Raw genomic sequence first — 16,112 nt, 5'->3', positions numbered from 1 at the left:
CCCCCGGGGCGGCACCCGCCTTTCCTTCCGGTCCGCCGGAACCTGATCCCGTCGCGCCTTCGGGACCCGATCCCGACACCTCCGGGGCCCGATCCTGTCGCGCCTCGGGGCCCAGGCACCGTCGCGTCTCCGGGACCCAATCCCCGGCGTTCTTCGGGACCTGGTCCTGTCGTGCCTCGGGAGCCGATCCCGTCACGCCTTCGGGACCGATCTGTCGTGCTTTGGGTCCAAGCCCCGGCGTGCCTTCGGGGCCTGATCCCGTGGTGCTGTGGGGTCCAAGCCCGTCACACCTTCGGGACCTGATCCTGCGGTGCCTTCGAGGCTCGATCCCGTCGTGCCTCGGGGCCCATCGCCCGTCCGCCCGTCCCCGGCATCAGCCAGGGCCGCCTTTCGGGCTCGCGCGCTGGAACGCCCGATCGCCGTTCGGCCTGCCCGTTTGTTGTTCGGTCTGCATGCTCGTCGGCTGGCCTGCCTGTTCGTCAGTCGCCCGCTGGTTCGGTCGTTCGGCCTGCTCGTCGGCGGCCCCCGTGGGCTGGTCGCCGACCGGGTTGCGCCGGGCTCCGCCGTACCACTGCGGGCCGCACCGGCGCTGGGAGTGCGCCCCTGGGGACACGGCACGGCTGCCAGCCTGCTCGCCCCGGGGCCCGCTTCAAGGGGTGCGCGCCTCAAGGGGTGGCTCGCTTCGAGGGGTGGCCCGCTTCGAGGGGTGGCTCGCTTCGAGGGGTGGCCCGCTTCGAGGGGCGGCGCGCCTCAAGGGGCGGCTCCCCTCAAGGGGTGGCCCGCTTCAAGGGGCGGCCCGCCCCAAAGGGTGCTCGCCACAAGGGGCGGCACCGCCGCCTCGTCGGGGGGCACGTCTCAAGGGGCCGCACCATCCCATCGGGGGCGCGCCTCGTGGGGTGCTACCGCCTCACCGAGGGGCGTCGCCTCGGGCTGGCATCGCGCTACGGGGCGGCGTTGGCTCGCGGGGTGGCACCACAAGGGCGGTGGCGTCGCGGCGGCGGGCGGGCGCGCCGGCACCGCGAGCCGCCCCAAGGGGGAGCGGCCGCCGGTGGACTGCTGCCATCGGTGAAGCAGGCCGGCAAGGTGAACCACCCCCGTGTGGTGCTGCCCGTGCTGCGGTGCTGCTCGTCTGATGGTGCTGCCCGTGCTGCGGTGCTGCTCGTCTGGTGGTGCGGTCCAGTGCGGTGGTGCGGCCAAATGCGGTGGTGGTGCTGGTCGTGTGGGGGTGCTGTGGGCCTGGGAACGGGGCCCGGCGTATGGCGGTGGTGTAACGGCGGGTGGTGGATTGTTTCGGACGGTTATCAATTGGTGGAGAAACCTTTCTTTCCCAGGGAAAGGTTTAACAATTGACGAGCCATGTGAAACAGATCACACTTTACCGCCCATTCCCCTTCTGGCCGCTTTCACTTAGGAAAGTTTCCTTAGAGTGGTGGCGCAAGTTGCCAGTCAAAACGGGGGTATCAGACATGTCCGTAGCCACGCTTGCAGCGTCGCAGCGTGCGGACCGGAACTTTCTTCCGCAACCACCAACCGATTCTGAAATAGCGCTCTATTTCGGCCCGCAACGTCGCTGGGTCCTCTTAGCCGTCCCCTTGTCGCTCACATTCACCGCCGGAACTTTATTCCTTTTCTCCCTCCGGCACCCCGTCCTCCTGCCCTTCCTGGCCGCACTCGTCCTGAACCTGGCGAGCTGGTTGTTCTCCTACGTCGACGGCCAGCGGCAGCGCACCACCACCTGGGAATCCCACCTGCTGTTGCAGCGCTCGTGGCGGCCCGACCGGGTGCCGTCCGTCGACGTGTTCCTGCCGACCCTCGGCGAATCCCTGGACGTGCTGCGCAACACCTTCCACCACGTGGCCGCGCTGCGTTGGAGCGGTCCACTGCGGGTGCTCGTCCTGGACGACGCAGATCGTCCCGAGGTGGAGATGCTCGCCCGCGAGTACGCCTTCGACTACGACTCGCGCCCCGACCGCGGCCACCTGAAGAAGGCCGGCAACCTCGACCACGGCCTGACGCTCAGCGGCTCCGACCTGATCGCGGTGTTCGACGCCGACTTCTGCCCGCGCCCGGACTTCCTGCACCACCTGGTGCCGTACCTGGAGGACCCCGAGGTCGCCATCGCCCAGTCGCCGCAGTTCTTCGACACCGAGCAGGACATGCCCTGGGTGCAGCGCACCGCCGCGGCCGCGCAGGAGCTGTTCTACCGCTGGCTGCAGCCCTCGCGCGACGCCGACGGCGGCGCGATCTGCGTCGGCACGAACGTCGTCTACCGCAGGGCCGCCCTGGACGTCATCGGCGGCTTCCCGAAGATCGACCACAGCGAGGACATCTACACCAGCGTCGCCCTGATGAAGCACGGCCTGCGCACCAAGTACGTGCCGGTGCTGCTGGCCAAGGGCCTGTCGCCGGACAACGTCGGCTCCTACGTCGCCCAGCAGTACCGCTGGGCCATGGGCTGCCTGAGCCTGCTGTTCAGCCGCGACTTCCACCGCACCCCGATGCCGTGGCGGGCCCGCGTGTCGTACTGGAGCGGGTTCCTGTCCTACTTCGTCTCGGCGATCAACATCGCGGCCATCCCGCTGCCCGGCCTGATCATGCTCTACGCCTACCCGCAGGACGTCCGGGCCTGGCACATGATCCCGTTCGTCGGCCCGCTGTGGGTGGCGCTGGTGCTGCTGCCCGCCGTGTCGGTGGGCCGCTACCGGTTCGAGGTGTTCCGCGCCCAGACGCTGTACGCCTACTGCCACCTGTTCGCCATCTGGCACGCCGTCCGCGACCGGGTGGCCGCCTGGGAGCCGAGCGGCGCCGGCGCGGCCCGCTCCAGGCTGGTGCGCACGATCAGCAGGATCGCGTTCGGCTGGCTGGTGCTGACCACGGCCGCCGTGTGGGCGGGCATCGCCTGGCGCGCCCCCGCCTACGGCTGGGACCACTACTGGGCGCTGAGCCTGTTCGCGGTGGCCAGCACGTACATCGCCGTGCCGCTGGTCCGGGATCTGTGGAGGTTCGTCAGGTGAACAACCGCCTGCGCTGGCCGGAGGCCCTGGCCGTCACCGCGCTGCTCCTGCTCGCCGTCGTCCTGGCCTCGGGCTGGGCGATCCTGCCCCCGCTGCTGCCATGAAGCGCCGGGGGGACATCGAGGGGCTGCGCGCGGTCGCGGTCCTGTTCGTGCTCGCCTTCCACGCGGCCGTGCCCGGCCTCGGGGGCGGCTTCGTCGGGGTGGACGTCTTCTTCGTCATCTCCGGCTTCCTCATCACCGGGCTGATCGTGCGCGACCTGGAGGCACGCACGTTCTCCCTGGCCGACTTCTACGCCCGCCGCGCCAGGCGCATCCTGCCCGCGGCCGGGATCGTGCTGCTGGTGACCGCGGTGGCGGCGTGGCTGCTGCTGCCGCCGCTGCGCGTGGCCGACGTGGCCGCGGACGTGTTCACCGCCGCGCTGTACGTGGTGAACTGGCGCTTCGTCGCGGCCCAGACCGACTACCTGGCTGCCGACCGCGACCCGAGCCCGCTGCTGCACTTCTGGTCGCTGGCCGTGGAGGAGCAGTTCTACCTGGTGTGGGCGCCGCTGCTGCTGGTGGCCGCGTTCCTGGCGCGCAGGCATGTCAGGAAGGCCGTCGGGCTGGTGGCCGCCCTGGTGACCGCCGGTTCGCTGGCGCTCTGCCTGACCTGGGACGGCCCCGCCGCCTACCTCGCCTCGCCCACCAGGGCCTGGCAGTTCGGCGTGGGCGCGCTGGCCGCCCTGTACGTCACGCGCCTGGGCCGGCTGCCCCAGGCCGTGCTCGGCACGGCGGGCGCGCTCGCGCTGGCCTGGTCGCTGACGATCTCCGAGTCCGGATACCCGGGCTGGAGCGCGCTGGCGCCCACGCTGGGCACGGCCGCGATCATCGCGTTCCGCTCGCCGTTCACGCCGCTGCTGTCCCTGCCCTGGATGCGGGCCATGGGACGGCTCTCGTTCTCCTGGTACCTGTGGCACTGGCCGGTGCTCGTCCTGGCCGAGGCCGTGGCCGGGACCCAGTCGTGGCCGGTCAAGCTCGTCCTGGTGCTGGCCGCCGCGCTGCCGGCGTGGCTGACGCTGCGCCTGGTGGAGAACCCGGTGCGCTTCTCGGCCGTGGTCGCCGCGCTGCCCAGGCGCGGGCTGGCGGTGGGCACGGCCGCGATGACCGTCCCGCTGACCGCCTCGCTGCTGCTCGGCGGCGCGACCGCGCCCGGACGCGAGGCCGTCACCACCGCGGCCCTGGCCACCGGGAACCCGGCCGCCGAGGCGCCCACCGTCGACGCGGCGGCGGCGCGCTCGGACTACCCGCCGTCGAACGGCTGCGAGGTCGAGCTGACCGCGACCACCAGCCCCTCCTGCCTGTTCGGCACCGGCAAGGACCGGATCGTGCTCATCGGCGACTCCCACGCCGGCCAGTGGTTCTCCATGGCCAGGCGGCTGGCCGAGCGGCGCGGCTGGACCCTGGAGGTGCTGACCAAACCGGGCTGCCCGCTGCCCGCGCTGTCGGTGGTCGACCCGCGGCTGGGCCGCGAGTACCGCGAGTGCACCGCCTGGCGCGAGCACGCGCTGGCCCGGCTGGAACGCGAGTCGCCGCCCCGGCTGGTGCTGCTGGCGTCGCTGTCGGCCTACGCCTCGGCCAAGGAGATCACCAAGGGCTGGGACACCACGCTGGCCAGGCTGCAGCGGCTCGGCGCGCCGCTGGTCTACCTGCGTGACACGCCGCTGCCCGGCATCGACGTGCCCACCTGCCTGTCCGGTGGCGAGCGGTGCGACTTCCCGCGCTCGACCGGGCTGCGGCCCGACCCGCTGGCCGACCAGATCGCCGCGGGCAAGCGTCCCGGCATGTGGCGGCTTGACGTCTCGGAGCTGATCTGCCCGAGCGGCCCCGCCTGCCCGGCCGCGCGCGACGGCGTGGTGCTCTACCGCGACGACTCGCACCTGACCGACACCCTGGTCAGACGCCTCGCGCCGCGCCTGGAGCGTGACCTGGAAGACCTCGACCTGATCCCGACGGTGCTATGAGAGTCCTGCTCACCCTGATGCTCCTGCTCGCCCTGGCCGGTTGCGCCGGCCAGGGCCCGCGGGAGCAGTTCCGCGACGACTTCGACGGCACCGCGCTCAACGCCGAAGACTGGCTGTACGACCTGGGCACCTGCTACCCCGGCTGCCCGGCCCCGCAGTGGGGCACCGGCGAGATCGAGACCATGACGGACCGGCCGGAGAACGTCTCGGTCGGCGGCGGCCACCTGTCCATCACCCCGCGGCTCGACGCCGGGCGGTGGACCTCGGCCAGGATCGAGACCCGCCGCGCCGACTTCGCCGTGCCGAAGGGCGGCACGCTGCGGGTGGAGGCCAGGATCGCGCTGCCCGCCGTGAGCCAGGCCGACGGCGCGGGCTACTGGCCGGCGTTCTGGATGCTCGGCGGCAAGCTGCGCGACGGCTACACCGGCTGGCCGGGCATCGGCGAGATCGACATCCTGGAGGCCGTCAACGGCAGGCCCGCCGTCTCGGCCGCCATGCACTGCGGCACCTTCCCCGGCGGCCCCTGCCAGGAGCCGAAGGGGATCGGCTCGGGCGAGCACCCCTGCCCGGCCTGCCACGGCTCGTTCCACACCTACGCGGTGGAGCTGACCGAACGGCAGGCCCGCTGGTACCTGGACGGCAAGCCGTACTTCACGGTCGAATCCACCGGCATGGACGCGGCCACCTGGCAGCGGGCGACCGGCCACGGCGGGTTCTTCCTCATCCTGAACGTGGCGATCGGCGGCGGCCTGCCGCAGGCGTTCGGCGGCGGGCCCACCGCGGCCACCGTCCCCGGCCGGCCGATGCTCGTCGACTACGTCAGCGTGTCGACCACGGGGGGCTGAGCCAGGGCGATCAGGTGGGGGAGACCGGCAGCCGGACCACGGCCCGCAGGCCCGGGCAGGCGTCCTCCAGCGTCACCGTGCCGCCGTGCGCCCGCACGGTCTCCCGCACGATCGCCAGGCCCAGCCCGGCGCCGCCCTCGTCCCTGCTACGGCCGGAGTCGAGCCGGGTGAAGCGGTTGAACACCCGCTCCCGGTCCTGCTCGGGGATGCCGGGGCCGTCGTCGGTGACGGTCAGCACGCCGTCGGCGGTCAGCGCCACGTCCACCTTCGAGGAGGTGTGGCGCACCGCGTTGTCGACCAGGTTGATCAGCACCCGGCTCAGGTCCAGCGCGTCGCCGCGCACCTGCACCGGGTCGCAGACGCTCAGCCCGGCCTCGCCGTAGCGCTCCATGGTCTGGCGCACGACCTCGTCCAGGTGCACCGGCTCGCTCCTGGCCGGCACGCCGCCGCGCTCGTCGAGACGGGCCAGCGCCAGCAGGTCCTCGGCCAGCCTGGACAGCCGCATCGTGTCCTCCAGGACGCCTTCGGCGGTCTCCTGCCAGTCCTGGCCGTCGGGGTGGCCGAGCGCCACCTCCAGCTGCAGCCTGATGCTGGCCAGCGGGCTGCGCAGCTCGTGCGAGGCGTCGGAGACCAGCGCCCGCTGCCGCTGCTCGGCCTCCTCCAGCCTGGCCAGCATGTCGTTCAGCGTGGTGGCCAGGTGGTGCACCTCGTCACGCGAGGCCGGCACGGGCAGCCGGCGCGAGCGGGCGGTGTGCGTGATCTCCGAGGCGCCCCTGCGCAGCGCCGCGATCGGGCGCAGCGTCCGGCCGATCATCAGCCAGCTCGCCACCGCCAGCAGCACCACCAGCAGCGGCGTGCCGACCAGCAGGACGCGGGCGGCCGTGCCCAGGCTGGTCTGGATCTCGCCGATCGGCCTGGCCGCGATCACGGTCTGGCCCCGGTCGGCGCTGACGGCCACCACGCGCAGCGGGCCGGGGATCGCGTAGGGACGGCCGTCCAGGTCGGTGGCGGTGCCCTCGCGCAGCAGCCGCGCCCTGGTCCGCGCGTCCAGCAGCGGCACCAGCCTGTCGGTGCCGAACGTGACGTGCGTGATCCGCCCGCGCGCGTCGAGGACCTGCACGATCGTGCCGTCGTGGGTGGTGATCGGGGTGGTCAGCGCGTTGCCGTCGGCCTGCACGCGCACGGTCTGCGCCTGCCGGCCGAGCGATTCGTCCACGGTGTCGATCAGCGCCCGGTCGAGCACGCTGAGCAGCACGGTCGCCGACAGCGCCAGCGCCAGCGCGAGCACCGCGGCGGCCGCCACGCTCAGCCGGAACCGCAGCCCCTGACGCCGCCACCAGACCAGGGGAGACTCAGCCACCGTCGCCCGCCAGCCGGTAGCCGGCGCCGCGCACGGTCTGCAGCGCGTTCCTGCCGAACGGGCCGTCGATCTTGCGGCGCAGGTAGCCGACGTACACCTCGACCACGTTCGGGTCGGTGTCGAAGGTGTCCCACACGTGCTCCAGGATCTCCGACTTCGACACCACCTCGTCCCGGCGGCGCAGCAGGTACTCCAGCAGCGCGAACTCGCGCGGCGTCAGCTCGATCCTGTCACCGGCCCGCTCCACCTGCCGCCGCGCCGGGTCCAGGGACAGGTCGCCGGCCGTCAGCACCGCGGGCCGGCGTCCGGCGTCGCGCCGCAGCAGCGCGCGCAGCCTGGCCACCAGCACCACGTACGAGAACGGCTTGGTCAGGTAGTCGTCGGCGCCCAGGTCGAGGCCGTCGGCCATGTCGTATTCGCCGTCCTTGGCGGACAGCATGAGGATCGGCACCCAGTTCTCCTCCGCGCGCAACTGCTTGCACACGTTGTAGCCGGACAGCCTGGGCAGCATGATGTCGAGCACGACGATGTCGTAGTCGCCCTGCCGGGCCGCGTGCAGCCCCTCCTCGCCGTCGTGGGCGAGATCGACGGCGAACCCCTCGGCCTGGAGCCCCCGCTGGAGCGCGGCGGCCATCCGCCGTTCGTCCTCGACGACAAGTACTCTCATGTGCTGATTCTCCCGTTCCGGGGCTGAGACGACGCTGAGAAGACTGAGAGCTCTCACAGACAGTCTCAGGTCCGCCTAAGGATGCATCACGCAGGCTCTGAGCATCGACATACCGTTAAGGAGTGAGATGCGAAGAGGCACGTTCGTGAGGTGGGGAGTCCCGATCGCGGCGGCGGCCGTGATCGGAGCCGCGATCGGCGCCGGCCCGGTGATCGCCGCCGTGCGGGGCGAACCCGTCCTGCCCGAGCGCTCGGCTGAGCAGTTGCTGGCCGACGCCGTGGCCGCCACCAAGAAGGACGGCGGCATTCCGCCGATGTCCGGCACCGTGCGCCAGACGGCGTCGCTGGGGCTGCCCGCGCTGCCGCAGGGCAGCGGCACCGGCTCGCCGCTCGACCTGCTGACCGGCTCGCACGAGGTCAAGGTCTGGTACGGCTCGCGCGACAAGATGCGCGTCGCCGTCCCGACCCAGATGAACGAGACGAACCTGGTCGTCAACAACGGCCAGGTCTGGTACTGGGACAGCAGCACCAACACCGCGACCAAGGTCAAGCTCAAGCCGGAGCAGGCCGGCGAGCACGAGCCGCCCATCCCCTCGCACCCGGCCGACCTGACCCCGCAGCAGCTGGCCGAGCAGGTGCTGGACCGGGCCGACGAGCACACCGCCGTCAGCGTGACCAACACCGCGGAGGTGGCCGGCCGGGCCGCCTACCAGATCGTGTTGCGGCCGAAGGCGGCCGGCTCGCTGGTGCAGGAGGTCCGGCTGGCCATCGACGGCGAGACCTACGTCCCGCTGCGGGTCCAGGTGTTCGCCAAGGGCTCGGCCGAGCCGGCGTACGAGGTGGGCTTCACCCAGGTGACGTTCACGCCGCCGGCGGAGGAGAACTTCACCTTCACCCCGCCCGCCGGGGCGAAGGTGGAGGAGCAGGAGTTCGGCGCCGACACGTTCGGCGAGAAGGCCGACGCGCGCGCCGACCAGGCCCAGGACGTCGCCGACCAGGTGAAGATCGTCGGCGCGGGCTGGACCACGGTGGCGGTGCTCCCGCTGTCGGCCGCGGACCTGAACGGCGCCGCCAAGCAGCCCAGCACCGGCCAGCAGGGCGAGCAGGGCGAGCAGGACCGCTTCGGCGAGTCCGGCGACCCGGCCGCGCTGGTGGAGAGCGTGCTCAAGTCCGCCACCCCGGTGAGCGGCCCGTGGGGCTCCGGCAAGCTGATCACCACCAAGCTGGTCACCGCCCTGCTGACCGACGACGGGCGGCTGCTCGTCGGCCCGGTCACCCCGGAGGAGATCACCAAGGCGGCGGGCATCAAGTGACCGCCGTCATGCAGGAAGCGGGGGCGCCCTTCGGGGCGGCCCCGCCCTCCGGGGACTCCGCCATCGTCACGCGCGGGCTGACCAAGCGCTTCCGCGGCGGCCAGGTGGCCGTGGACGCGCTCGACCTGGACGTCCCGCGCGGCTCGGTCTTCGGCTTCCTCGGGCCCAACGGCTCGGGCAAGACCACCACCATCCGCATGCTGCTCGGCCTGGTCGCGCCCACCCAGGGGGAGTACTCGGTGCTCGGCCTGCCCGCGGCCGAGGCGCTGCCCCGGGTGGGGGCGCTGGTCGAGGGGCCGGCGTTCTACCCGTACCTGTCGGGCGAGGCGAACCTGATGCGCTTCGACGCCGCCGACCCCACCGCGCCGGGCGGCACCGCGCGCGGGCGCGTCACCGCGGCGCTGGAGCGGGTGGGCCTGTCGGCCGCCGCGGGCAAGCGGTACCGCAACTACTCGCTGGGCATGCGCCAGCGCCTGGCCATCGCCGCCGCGCTGCTCGGACCGCGCGAACTGCTCATCCTGGACGAGCCCACCAACGGACTCGACCCGCAGGGCACCCGCGAGGTACGCGCGCTGGTCAAGGAGATCGCGGCCGACGGCACCACCGTCTTCGTCTCCTCGCACCTGCTGGCCGAGGTCGAGCAGATGTGCACGCACGCGGCGATCATGCGCACCGGGCGGCTGGTCGCCCAGGGCACGATCGCCTCGCTGAGCAGCGGGCTCGTCACCCGGCTCAGCGTCGAGACGCCCGACGCCGCCGACGCGGCCCGGGTGCTCGGCACGCTGGGCCTGGCCGACGTACGCGCCGAGGGCTCTGGCGTCACCGCCGAGCTGGGCGGGCACGCGCCGGAGCGCGTCAACGCGGCGCTGGTGGGCGAGGGCGTGGCGGTACGCGGGCTGGCCGTGGTGCGGCCGAGCCTGGAGGACGTGTTCGTCGGACTGACAGGGGAGGGCTTCGATGTCGACGGCTGAGTCCACGACCCGGCCTGGCGCCGTGGCGGAGGAGGACCCGGACGCGCCGGACACGCCGCGCGCGGGTGCGCGGCGCACGCCCGGGCTCGTGCCGGTGGCCGAGACGCTGCGCAGCGCCGAACGGCTGCCGCCGCAGGCGCCGGCGATCCCGGCGCCCGCCAGGAGGGCGGGGGCGTTCTGGCGGCTGCTCGGCTCCGAGCTCGGGCTGACGTTCCGCCGGCCGCGCAACGTGGTGATGCTCGCCGCGCTGGCGGCCGTGCCGGTGATCGTCGGCGTCGCGCTGCGCATCTTCGGCGCCGGCGAGGACGACGGCGTCGGCGGCCTCATCGCGGCCGTGGCGGGCAACAGCCTGATGCTGACGTTCGCGTCGCTGTCGTTCGTCGTGGTCATGCTGATGCCGGTCGCGGTCGCCATCGTGGCCGGCGACTCGATCGCCGGCGAGGCGGGCACCGGCACGCTGCGCTACCTGCTGGCCGCCCCGGCCGGGCGCACCAGGCTGCTGGCGGTCAAGTATCTCAACGCGGTGCTCTTCTCGTTCGCGGTGACCGCGGTGGTGGCGCTCGCGGCGCTGGTCACGGGGCTGCTCCTGTTCCCCAGCGGGCCGGTCACGCTGCTGTCCGGCACCACGATCTCGATGGCCGACGGGCTGCTGCGCATCCTCATCTCGGTCGGCTACGTCGGCGCGGGCATGGCCGCCCTGGCCGCCGTCGCGCTGGCCTTCTCGACGTTCACCGAGGTGTCCATCGGCGCCGTCGCGGCCACCGTGGGCGTGGTCATCGTCACCCAGGTGCTGCGGGCCATCCCGGCGCTGGAGTCGATCGCGCCGTACCTGCTGCCGACCTGGTGGACGCGCTTCGACGGGGTGCTGCGCAGCCCGATCGCCGTCGAGGACATGACGCAGGGGCTGCTGGTGTTCGGCGGGTACGCGCTGCTGTTCTGCTCGCTGGCCTGGGCGCGGTTCTCCGGCAAGGACATCACCTCCTGACCGGGCGGGGAAGGGCGGGACTCCGGGCCGTTCGCGCACGTCATACTGGTGCGATGGTCATTTCCGAGATTTCCCCCGCCACGGACCCGCTCGGCCCGGAGCTGCTGGCCCTGCAACACGCCTCCTACGCCGTGGAGGCCGAGATCATCGGGGACGACCGCATCCCGCCGCTGCACGAGACCCTGGACGACCTGCGCGCCCAGCCGCTCATCTGGCTGGGCGCCTTCGACGACGACGACCGGCTGGCCGGGGCGGTGGCCTGGGCGGAAACCGGCACCGAGGTGGACCTCGACCGCCTGGTCGTCCACCCGCGCGCGCTGCGCCAGGGCATCGGCCGCGCCCTGGTCAAGGAGGTCATGACCAGGGCGGCCGAGCGCGGGATCGTGGTGTCGACCGGGCAGGGCAACGCGCCCGCCCGCGCGCTCTACGAACGGCTCGGCTTCGGGCTCACCGACGAGATCGAGGTGATCCCCGGCCTGTGGATCGCCCGGTACGCCTACCCCGCGGCCGCGACGCGGGAGCGGGCGTCGTCCTGACCGCCCCCGCGCCGTACGGCCGGGTCAGGAGGCGCGGCGGCGCAGCCCGAGCAGCCCGATCACGACGCCGATGACGCCCACGGCCAGCCCGGCCCCGCCGAGCAGCCGGGCCGTGCCGTCGGAGCCGGAGTCCGCGGCGACCGGGGTCATCGTGGGAGTGCCGGCCGCGGGCACGGCCGACGCGGACGCCGACGGGGAGGCCGCGGCGCCGTGACCGTCACCGGTGGCCGGGGTCAGCTTGAGCACCGGAGCCGGGCGCTCCGGCTCGCTGCCGTCGGTGGCCGGCGCGTCGTCCCACTTGACCACCTCGCCGCCCGAGTACGTCTGGGTGGCGGGGAAGATGAGCTGGTCGGTGTCCTTGGGCAGCTGGCCCATCGACACCTCGAACTCCTGGAACTGGCCGGGATCGATCTTCCCGCCCGACCAGACGACCTTGGTGACGGCCTCGGTCAGCTCGCCGAACTCGGTCGTGACCGGCTTGGGCAGCTTGCCCTCGGTGACCTTGACCTCCCAGCCGGGCACCGGCTTGACCGACACGAACGCCAGCGGGTGGTCGACGGGGAACTCGACCTCGACCTTGACGGTCGAGGCGTCGTCGCGCTCGTTCGGCACCCGGAAGGCGACCTTGGTGAACCCGCCCTGCTCGGCGGTGCCCGGATTGATCGTGACGTGGGCCAGCGCGGGGGCGGCCAGGCCGAGGGAGAGCGCGGTGGCGGCGGCGAGCACGGTCGCCGCACGACGAACGAAGGACATGGCGAAAACTCCACTTGATGTCGGGGGATGAGAAGAAGGGGCGTCAGAGGTTCAGGCGGGAAGTGGAGGACCACGCCTGGCGACGCCGAGCCGGAGCACCGGCAGCGGCGGGACGACCCTGGACACGACCACCGGCGCCACCCGCGGCGGCGCCGGGACGGCGAGCGGCCGCAGCAGCACGAACCGGCCGCCGACGCGGCGCAGCAGCGACCAGAGCGCGGCCTCGCCGCGCGCCAGCCACCAGCCGGTGATCAAGGTGGCGGTCAGGTGGGAGACGAGCATGCCGGTGCTGATCGCCAGCCCCTGGCCCTGCGCGTGCCCGTGCACCGGGACGTAGGCCGCGCCGTCGCCGGAGAACAGGGCGAACAGCTCGTGCAGCCCGAACTGCAGGACCCCGAGCACGGTGATGATGACGGCGCCCGGCCGCTCCCTGCCGCTCAGCGCGAGCCCGGCGGCGAACGCGATCGCCAGCCCGGCCCCGGCCACCTGCGGCGCGGGCCCGGTGCCGCCGCCCAGCCAGTGGGCCAGGGCGGCCAGAGCCACGCAGACGGCGGCGAAGGCGGCCGTCCGCGCGAGCCTGAGTGGGAGTTGCGCGCGCATGGGTGTGCCACATGCTCTCACGGGGCAGGGTTCCTTGGGACCTCGAGGTTCAAAGCTGCGCAATGCCTGGTCGATTTGTGGCACTTGTCGCTAGGGTCGTGCCGACCGCGTTGACATGAGGTGAGAACGTTGCGGCACTTAGCTGGATTGCTCATTGGGCTCGTGGCCACCGCGGCCGTGCTGGGAGGCGGGGGCTGGGCCGTCCAGCAGGTGCTGCAGAGCGCCACCGCCACCCCGCCCGGCGGGCAGAACCTCTGGATCGCGCTGGGCGCGCTCGCCGCCGTCGGGCTGGTGGTCGGGCTGGTGGTGGCGGGCCGGGTCTCGCCGGTGGCCGCGTTCGTGCCGTCGATGGTCCTGCTGGCCTGGACGGTCGTCTACGCGCTCGACATGAACCGGGCGCTCTCCCTCATCCCGAGCGAGCCGTCGGTGAACCAGCTGGTCAGAGACGCCGGCGCGGGCAACAAGGCGCTGCTGACCGCCGGCGTCTACGCGTTGCTCGGCGTGGCCATGTTCATCCCCGTGCTGATGCCGTCGCGCTGGTCGCGCCCGCACGACGACCTGGACGAGGACTACGAGCCCGCGCAGGAGGGCAGCTACTACTGAGCCACTCCTACTGGGCCGCCCCCACTGAGCCGCCGCCGGCCCCGCTGGTGTACAGGCGGGTGACGACGTCCTCGATCGACGACTGGTCGGGAGCGGTGGCCATCAGATCGTCGAGCGTGCCGTCGAAGGCCAGCCGGCCGTGGTCGATGAGCATCACCCGGCGGCACAGCCGCTCGATGTCGCCCAGGTCGTGCGTGGTCAGCAGCACCGTGGTGCCCTGCTCGGCGTTGACCCTGGCCAGGAACGCCCTGATGCCGGCCTTGCTGACGACGTCGAGGCCGATCGTGGGCTCGTCGAGCACGAGCACGTCGGGCGCGTGCAGCAGCGCGGCGGCCAGGTCGCCGCGCATGCGCTGGCCCAGGCTGAGCTGCCGCACCGGGGTGCGGATGAACGCGCCCAGGTCGAGCGTCTCGGTCAGCTCGGCCAGCCTGGCCCGGTACGCCACGCGATCTACTTTGTACAGGAGCCGGATCAGTTCGAAGCTGTCGCCCAGCGGCAGGTCCCACCACAAAGTGGTGCGCTGGCCGAAGACCACCCCGATGCGGCGGGCCAGCCTGGTGCGCCGGCGCGACGGGTCGAGCCCGGCCACCCGCACGGTGCCCGAGGTCGGGGTGAGGATGCCGCACAGCATCTTGATCGTGGTGGACTTGCCCGCGCCGTTCGGGCCGAGATAGCCGACGAACTCACCCGCGGCCACCCGGAACGACAGGTCGCTGACGGCGTGCACGACGGTCCGCCTGACTTTGAATGAGCGCCCGGCCCGATCGAGTTCGATCATGGTCAACTCCCCGTGGATCGGTAGTGCCTGATGCCCTGCCGCCAGGCCAGCCCGGCCAGCAGGACGAGGATCAGCGCGACGGCCGGCCCGGCCAGCCACATGAGGTCGGGCGTGCCGAGCGGATCGTGCCGGCCCAGCACGTACAGGCCGGGCTGCCAGTTGATGAAGGCCAGCGGCAGCACGTAGGTGAGCCCGCGCACCAGGTCGCGGGCGTAGATGCTGAACGGGTACTGGGTGAGCTGGTTGCTGCCGTAGGTGAAGGCGTTGACCACCTCCGGCGCGTCGGTGAGCACGAACTGGAGAGCACCGGCCAGCGTCCACAGCGCGGCGAAGATGACCAGGCCGGTCAGCACCATGACGGGGACCATCCACAGCCGCCCGGCGGGCAGGCCGAGCACGGAGACGGCGTAGCCGAGCACCACCGCCGCCTGCAGGATCCGGCCCACCCTGGACGGCACGAAGCGGTCGGTGGCGATCTGGATCCAGGCGGGGACCGGCCTGATCAGGAACGTGTCGAGGGTGCCCGCCTTGATGTGCTGGCTGATCCGGTCGAGGTTGCTGAAGAACGTGTCGGCCAGGGTGAAGGCCAGGCTGGACGCGCCGTACAGGAAGAGCACCTCCTCGCGGGAGAACCCGCCGAGCGAGGTGGTGTTGGCGAAGATGACCAGGATGACCGCCAGGTCCATGGCGGAGACGAGCAGGCTGAACACCGCCATCAGCGCGAACGAGACGCGGTAGGCCGCGGCGGCGCGGGTCCACGTCCAGGCCAGCAGCAGGTACGTCCTAACCACCCTGGATCACCACCTTGTGCCGGATCGCGCGGGTGGCCAGCGCGCCGAGGCCGAGCAGCGCGACCGCCCAGCAGGCCTGCAGCGCGAGCGTCGGCAGCACGTCGGCCTTGCCGAGGTAGAGGTCGGTCGGGGCCTGGACCATGGCGGCGAACGGCAGCGCCGCGGCCAGCTCGCCCAGCCATCCGGGGAAGAGCCCGAGCGGCAGCATCATGCCGCTGAGGAACAGGGTCAGCACCAGCGAGACCGTCGCCACGCCCCGGTCGTCGGCCAGCCAGCACACCGACAGCGCCACCAGGTAGCGCCAGCCGAAGCCGACCAGGACCCCGAGCAGGAAGCCGGCCAGGAACGCCGGCCACTGCGCGGGCTCGGGCGTGACGATGCCGAACAGCGCCGCGCCGATCAGCATCGGCGGGATGCCGCGCACCAGGAACAGGTACGCGGCCCGGCCCAGGTCCTCGGCCAGCGCCCACAGCTGCAGCGAGGCCGGGCGGACCAGGTCGAGCGCGATGTCGCCGCTGCGGATGCGCTCGGGGATGCTCAGGCCGCCGCCGAACAGCTGCATCGGGCCGATGAGGGCCTGGGTGACGAAGCAGAACGTGACGGCGTCGGCGATGTCGTAGCCGGCCAGGCCGGGCCTGGCCTGCCAGAGCGCGATGAGGACGTAGGCACGCAGCACGCCGAACACGCTGTTGGTGAAGGCGCCGGCGAGCGCGGCCCAGACGTAGGTGGCGTGTTTTCTGAAGCCGTACCGGACGAGCCGGGCGTAGAGCTGGATGATCGTCACCTCCGCAGGGTGATGGGGCGGTCACCGGACGTGTCCGGCGCCGCGCACGGGTAGGCCTTGGGGAACGGGGAATTATCCGCCGCCCGCCGGACGGCACGCAACGCGTTTTCG

15 protein-coding genes are annotated in these 16,112 nt (G+C 72.5%); 8 read left to right on the top strand and 7 right to left on the bottom strand.

Annotated features, from left to right (window positions below; all coding sequences use genetic code 11):
- The first annotated feature begins 1,592 nt into the window (after nucleotides 1–1,592).
- The 3 genes from HII36_RS34065 (at nucleotide 1,593) to HII36_RS34055 (ending at nucleotide 5,861) form a co-directional block, all read left to right on the top strand.
- Nucleotides 1,593–3,014 carry a glycosyltransferase family 2 protein gene (locus tag HII36_RS34065; RefSeq protein ID WP_236004142.1) on the top strand — a complete coding sequence of 474 codons (1,422 nt, stop codon included), beginning with the start codon at nucleotides 1,593–1,595 and terminating at the stop codon, nucleotides 3,012–3,014.
- 100 nt (nucleotides 3,015–3,114) lie between these two features.
- Nucleotides 3,115–5,016 (top strand): acyltransferase family protein, encoded by a 1,902-nt coding sequence (locus HII36_RS34060; RefSeq protein ID WP_173527420.1) that lies wholly within the window; start codon nucleotides 3,115–3,117, stop codon nucleotides 5,014–5,016.
- On the top strand, nucleotides 5,013–5,861 hold the full coding sequence (locus HII36_RS34055; protein ID WP_173527419.1) for a family 16 glycosylhydrolase: 849 nt from the start codon (nucleotides 5,013–5,015) through the stop codon (nucleotides 5,859–5,861). Before HII36_RS34060 ends, HII36_RS34055 begins: the two co-directional genes overlap by 4 nt.
- Before the next feature lie 10 nt (nucleotides 5,862–5,871).
- On the opposite strand, the gene HII36_RS34050 is transcribed toward HII36_RS34055, so the two are convergent.
- Both HII36_RS34050 and HII36_RS34045 read right to left on the bottom strand, forming a co-directional pair.
- Entirely contained in the window at nucleotides 5,872–7,221 is a 1,350-nt protein-coding gene (locus HII36_RS34050; RefSeq protein WP_173527418.1) for a sensor histidine kinase, read from the bottom strand.
- On the bottom strand, nucleotides 7,214–7,888 hold the full coding sequence (locus HII36_RS34045) for a response regulator transcription factor (protein WP_173527417.1): 675 nt from the start codon (nucleotides 7,886–7,888) through the stop codon (nucleotides 7,214–7,216). The genes HII36_RS34050 and HII36_RS34045 overlap by 8 nt, the downstream gene beginning before the upstream one ends.
- A 127-nt stretch (nucleotides 7,889–8,015) precedes the next feature.
- Here HII36_RS34045 and HII36_RS34040 point away from each other — a divergent pair, with 127 nt between their 5' ends.
- Genes HII36_RS34040 through HII36_RS34025 form a run of 4 tightly spaced genes read left to right on the top strand, consistent with a single transcriptional unit; the run spans nucleotide 8,016 to nucleotide 11,692 of the window.
- Nucleotides 8,016–9,200: a LolA family protein gene (locus HII36_RS34040; protein WP_173527416.1), complete on the top strand. Its 1,185-nt coding sequence runs from the start codon at nucleotides 8,016–8,018 to the stop codon at nucleotides 9,198–9,200.
- Nucleotides 9,197–10,171, top strand: a complete 975-nt coding sequence (locus HII36_RS34035) for an ABC transporter ATP-binding protein (protein WP_328808010.1) — start codon at nucleotides 9,197–9,199, stop codon at nucleotides 10,169–10,171. The genes HII36_RS34040 and HII36_RS34035 overlap by 4 nt, the downstream gene beginning before the upstream one ends.
- Entirely contained in the window at nucleotides 10,158–11,156 is a 999-nt protein-coding gene (locus tag HII36_RS34030) for an ABC transporter permease (RefSeq protein ID WP_173527415.1), read from the top strand. The genes HII36_RS34035 and HII36_RS34030 overlap by 14 nt, the downstream gene beginning before the upstream one ends.
- A 53-nt stretch (nucleotides 11,157–11,209) precedes the next feature.
- On the top strand, nucleotides 11,210–11,692 hold the full coding sequence (locus HII36_RS34025) for a GNAT family N-acetyltransferase (RefSeq protein ID WP_173527414.1): 483 nt from the start codon (nucleotides 11,210–11,212) through the stop codon (nucleotides 11,690–11,692).
- A 24-nt stretch (nucleotides 11,693–11,716) separates the two neighbouring features.
- Here the strand turns inward: HII36_RS34025 and HII36_RS34020 are convergent, their stop codons facing one another.
- Together HII36_RS34020 and HII36_RS34015 are read right to left on the bottom strand one after the other, a co-directional pair.
- Nucleotides 11,717–12,445: a YcnI family copper-binding membrane protein gene (locus tag HII36_RS34020; RefSeq protein WP_173527413.1), complete on the bottom strand. Its 729-nt coding sequence runs from the start codon at nucleotides 12,443–12,445 to the stop codon at nucleotides 11,717–11,719.
- Nucleotides 12,446–12,496: 51 nt separating this feature from the next.
- The gene (locus HII36_RS34015; RefSeq protein WP_173527412.1) at nucleotides 12,497–13,045 is read right to left on the bottom strand and encodes an MFS transporter; all 549 of its coding nucleotides are present in this window, start codon (nucleotides 13,043–13,045) and stop codon (nucleotides 12,497–12,499) included.
- A 162-nt stretch (nucleotides 13,046–13,207) separates the two neighbouring features.
- Between HII36_RS34015 and HII36_RS34010 the strand changes: the two genes are divergently transcribed.
- Nucleotides 13,208–13,648 carry a hypothetical protein gene (locus HII36_RS34010; protein WP_328808009.1) on the top strand — a complete coding sequence of 147 codons (441 nt, stop codon included), beginning with the start codon at nucleotides 13,208–13,210 and terminating at the stop codon, nucleotides 13,646–13,648.
- A 7-nt stretch (nucleotides 13,649–13,655) separates the two neighbouring features.
- Here the strand turns inward: HII36_RS34010 and HII36_RS34005 are convergent, their stop codons facing one another.
- From HII36_RS34005 to HII36_RS33995, 3 genes are read right to left on the bottom strand one after another with little or no spacing between them, the layout of a single operon-like run.
- On the bottom strand, nucleotides 13,656–14,426 hold the full coding sequence (locus HII36_RS34005; protein ID WP_173527410.1) for an ABC transporter ATP-binding protein: 771 nt from the start codon (nucleotides 14,424–14,426) through the stop codon (nucleotides 13,656–13,658).
- A gap of 2 nt (nucleotides 14,427–14,428) precedes the next feature.
- The gene (locus HII36_RS34000; RefSeq protein WP_173527409.1) at nucleotides 14,429–15,217 is read right to left on the bottom strand and encodes an ABC transporter permease; all 789 of its coding nucleotides are present in this window, start codon (nucleotides 15,215–15,217) and stop codon (nucleotides 14,429–14,431) included.
- Nucleotides 15,210–16,001 carry an ABC transporter permease gene (locus HII36_RS33995; protein ID WP_173527408.1) on the bottom strand — a complete coding sequence of 264 codons (792 nt, stop codon included), beginning with the start codon at nucleotides 15,999–16,001 and terminating at the stop codon, nucleotides 15,210–15,212. The genes HII36_RS34000 and HII36_RS33995 overlap by 8 nt, the downstream gene beginning before the upstream one ends.
- Nucleotides 16,002–16,112: the final 111 nt, after the last annotated feature.

Source organism: Nonomuraea antri, from assembly GCF_013283785.1.
Classification (GTDB): domain Bacteria; phylum Actinomycetota; class Actinomycetes; order Streptosporangiales; family Streptosporangiaceae; genus Nonomuraea; species Nonomuraea antri.
This window is presented reverse-complemented; position numbering and strand designations above follow the sequence as displayed.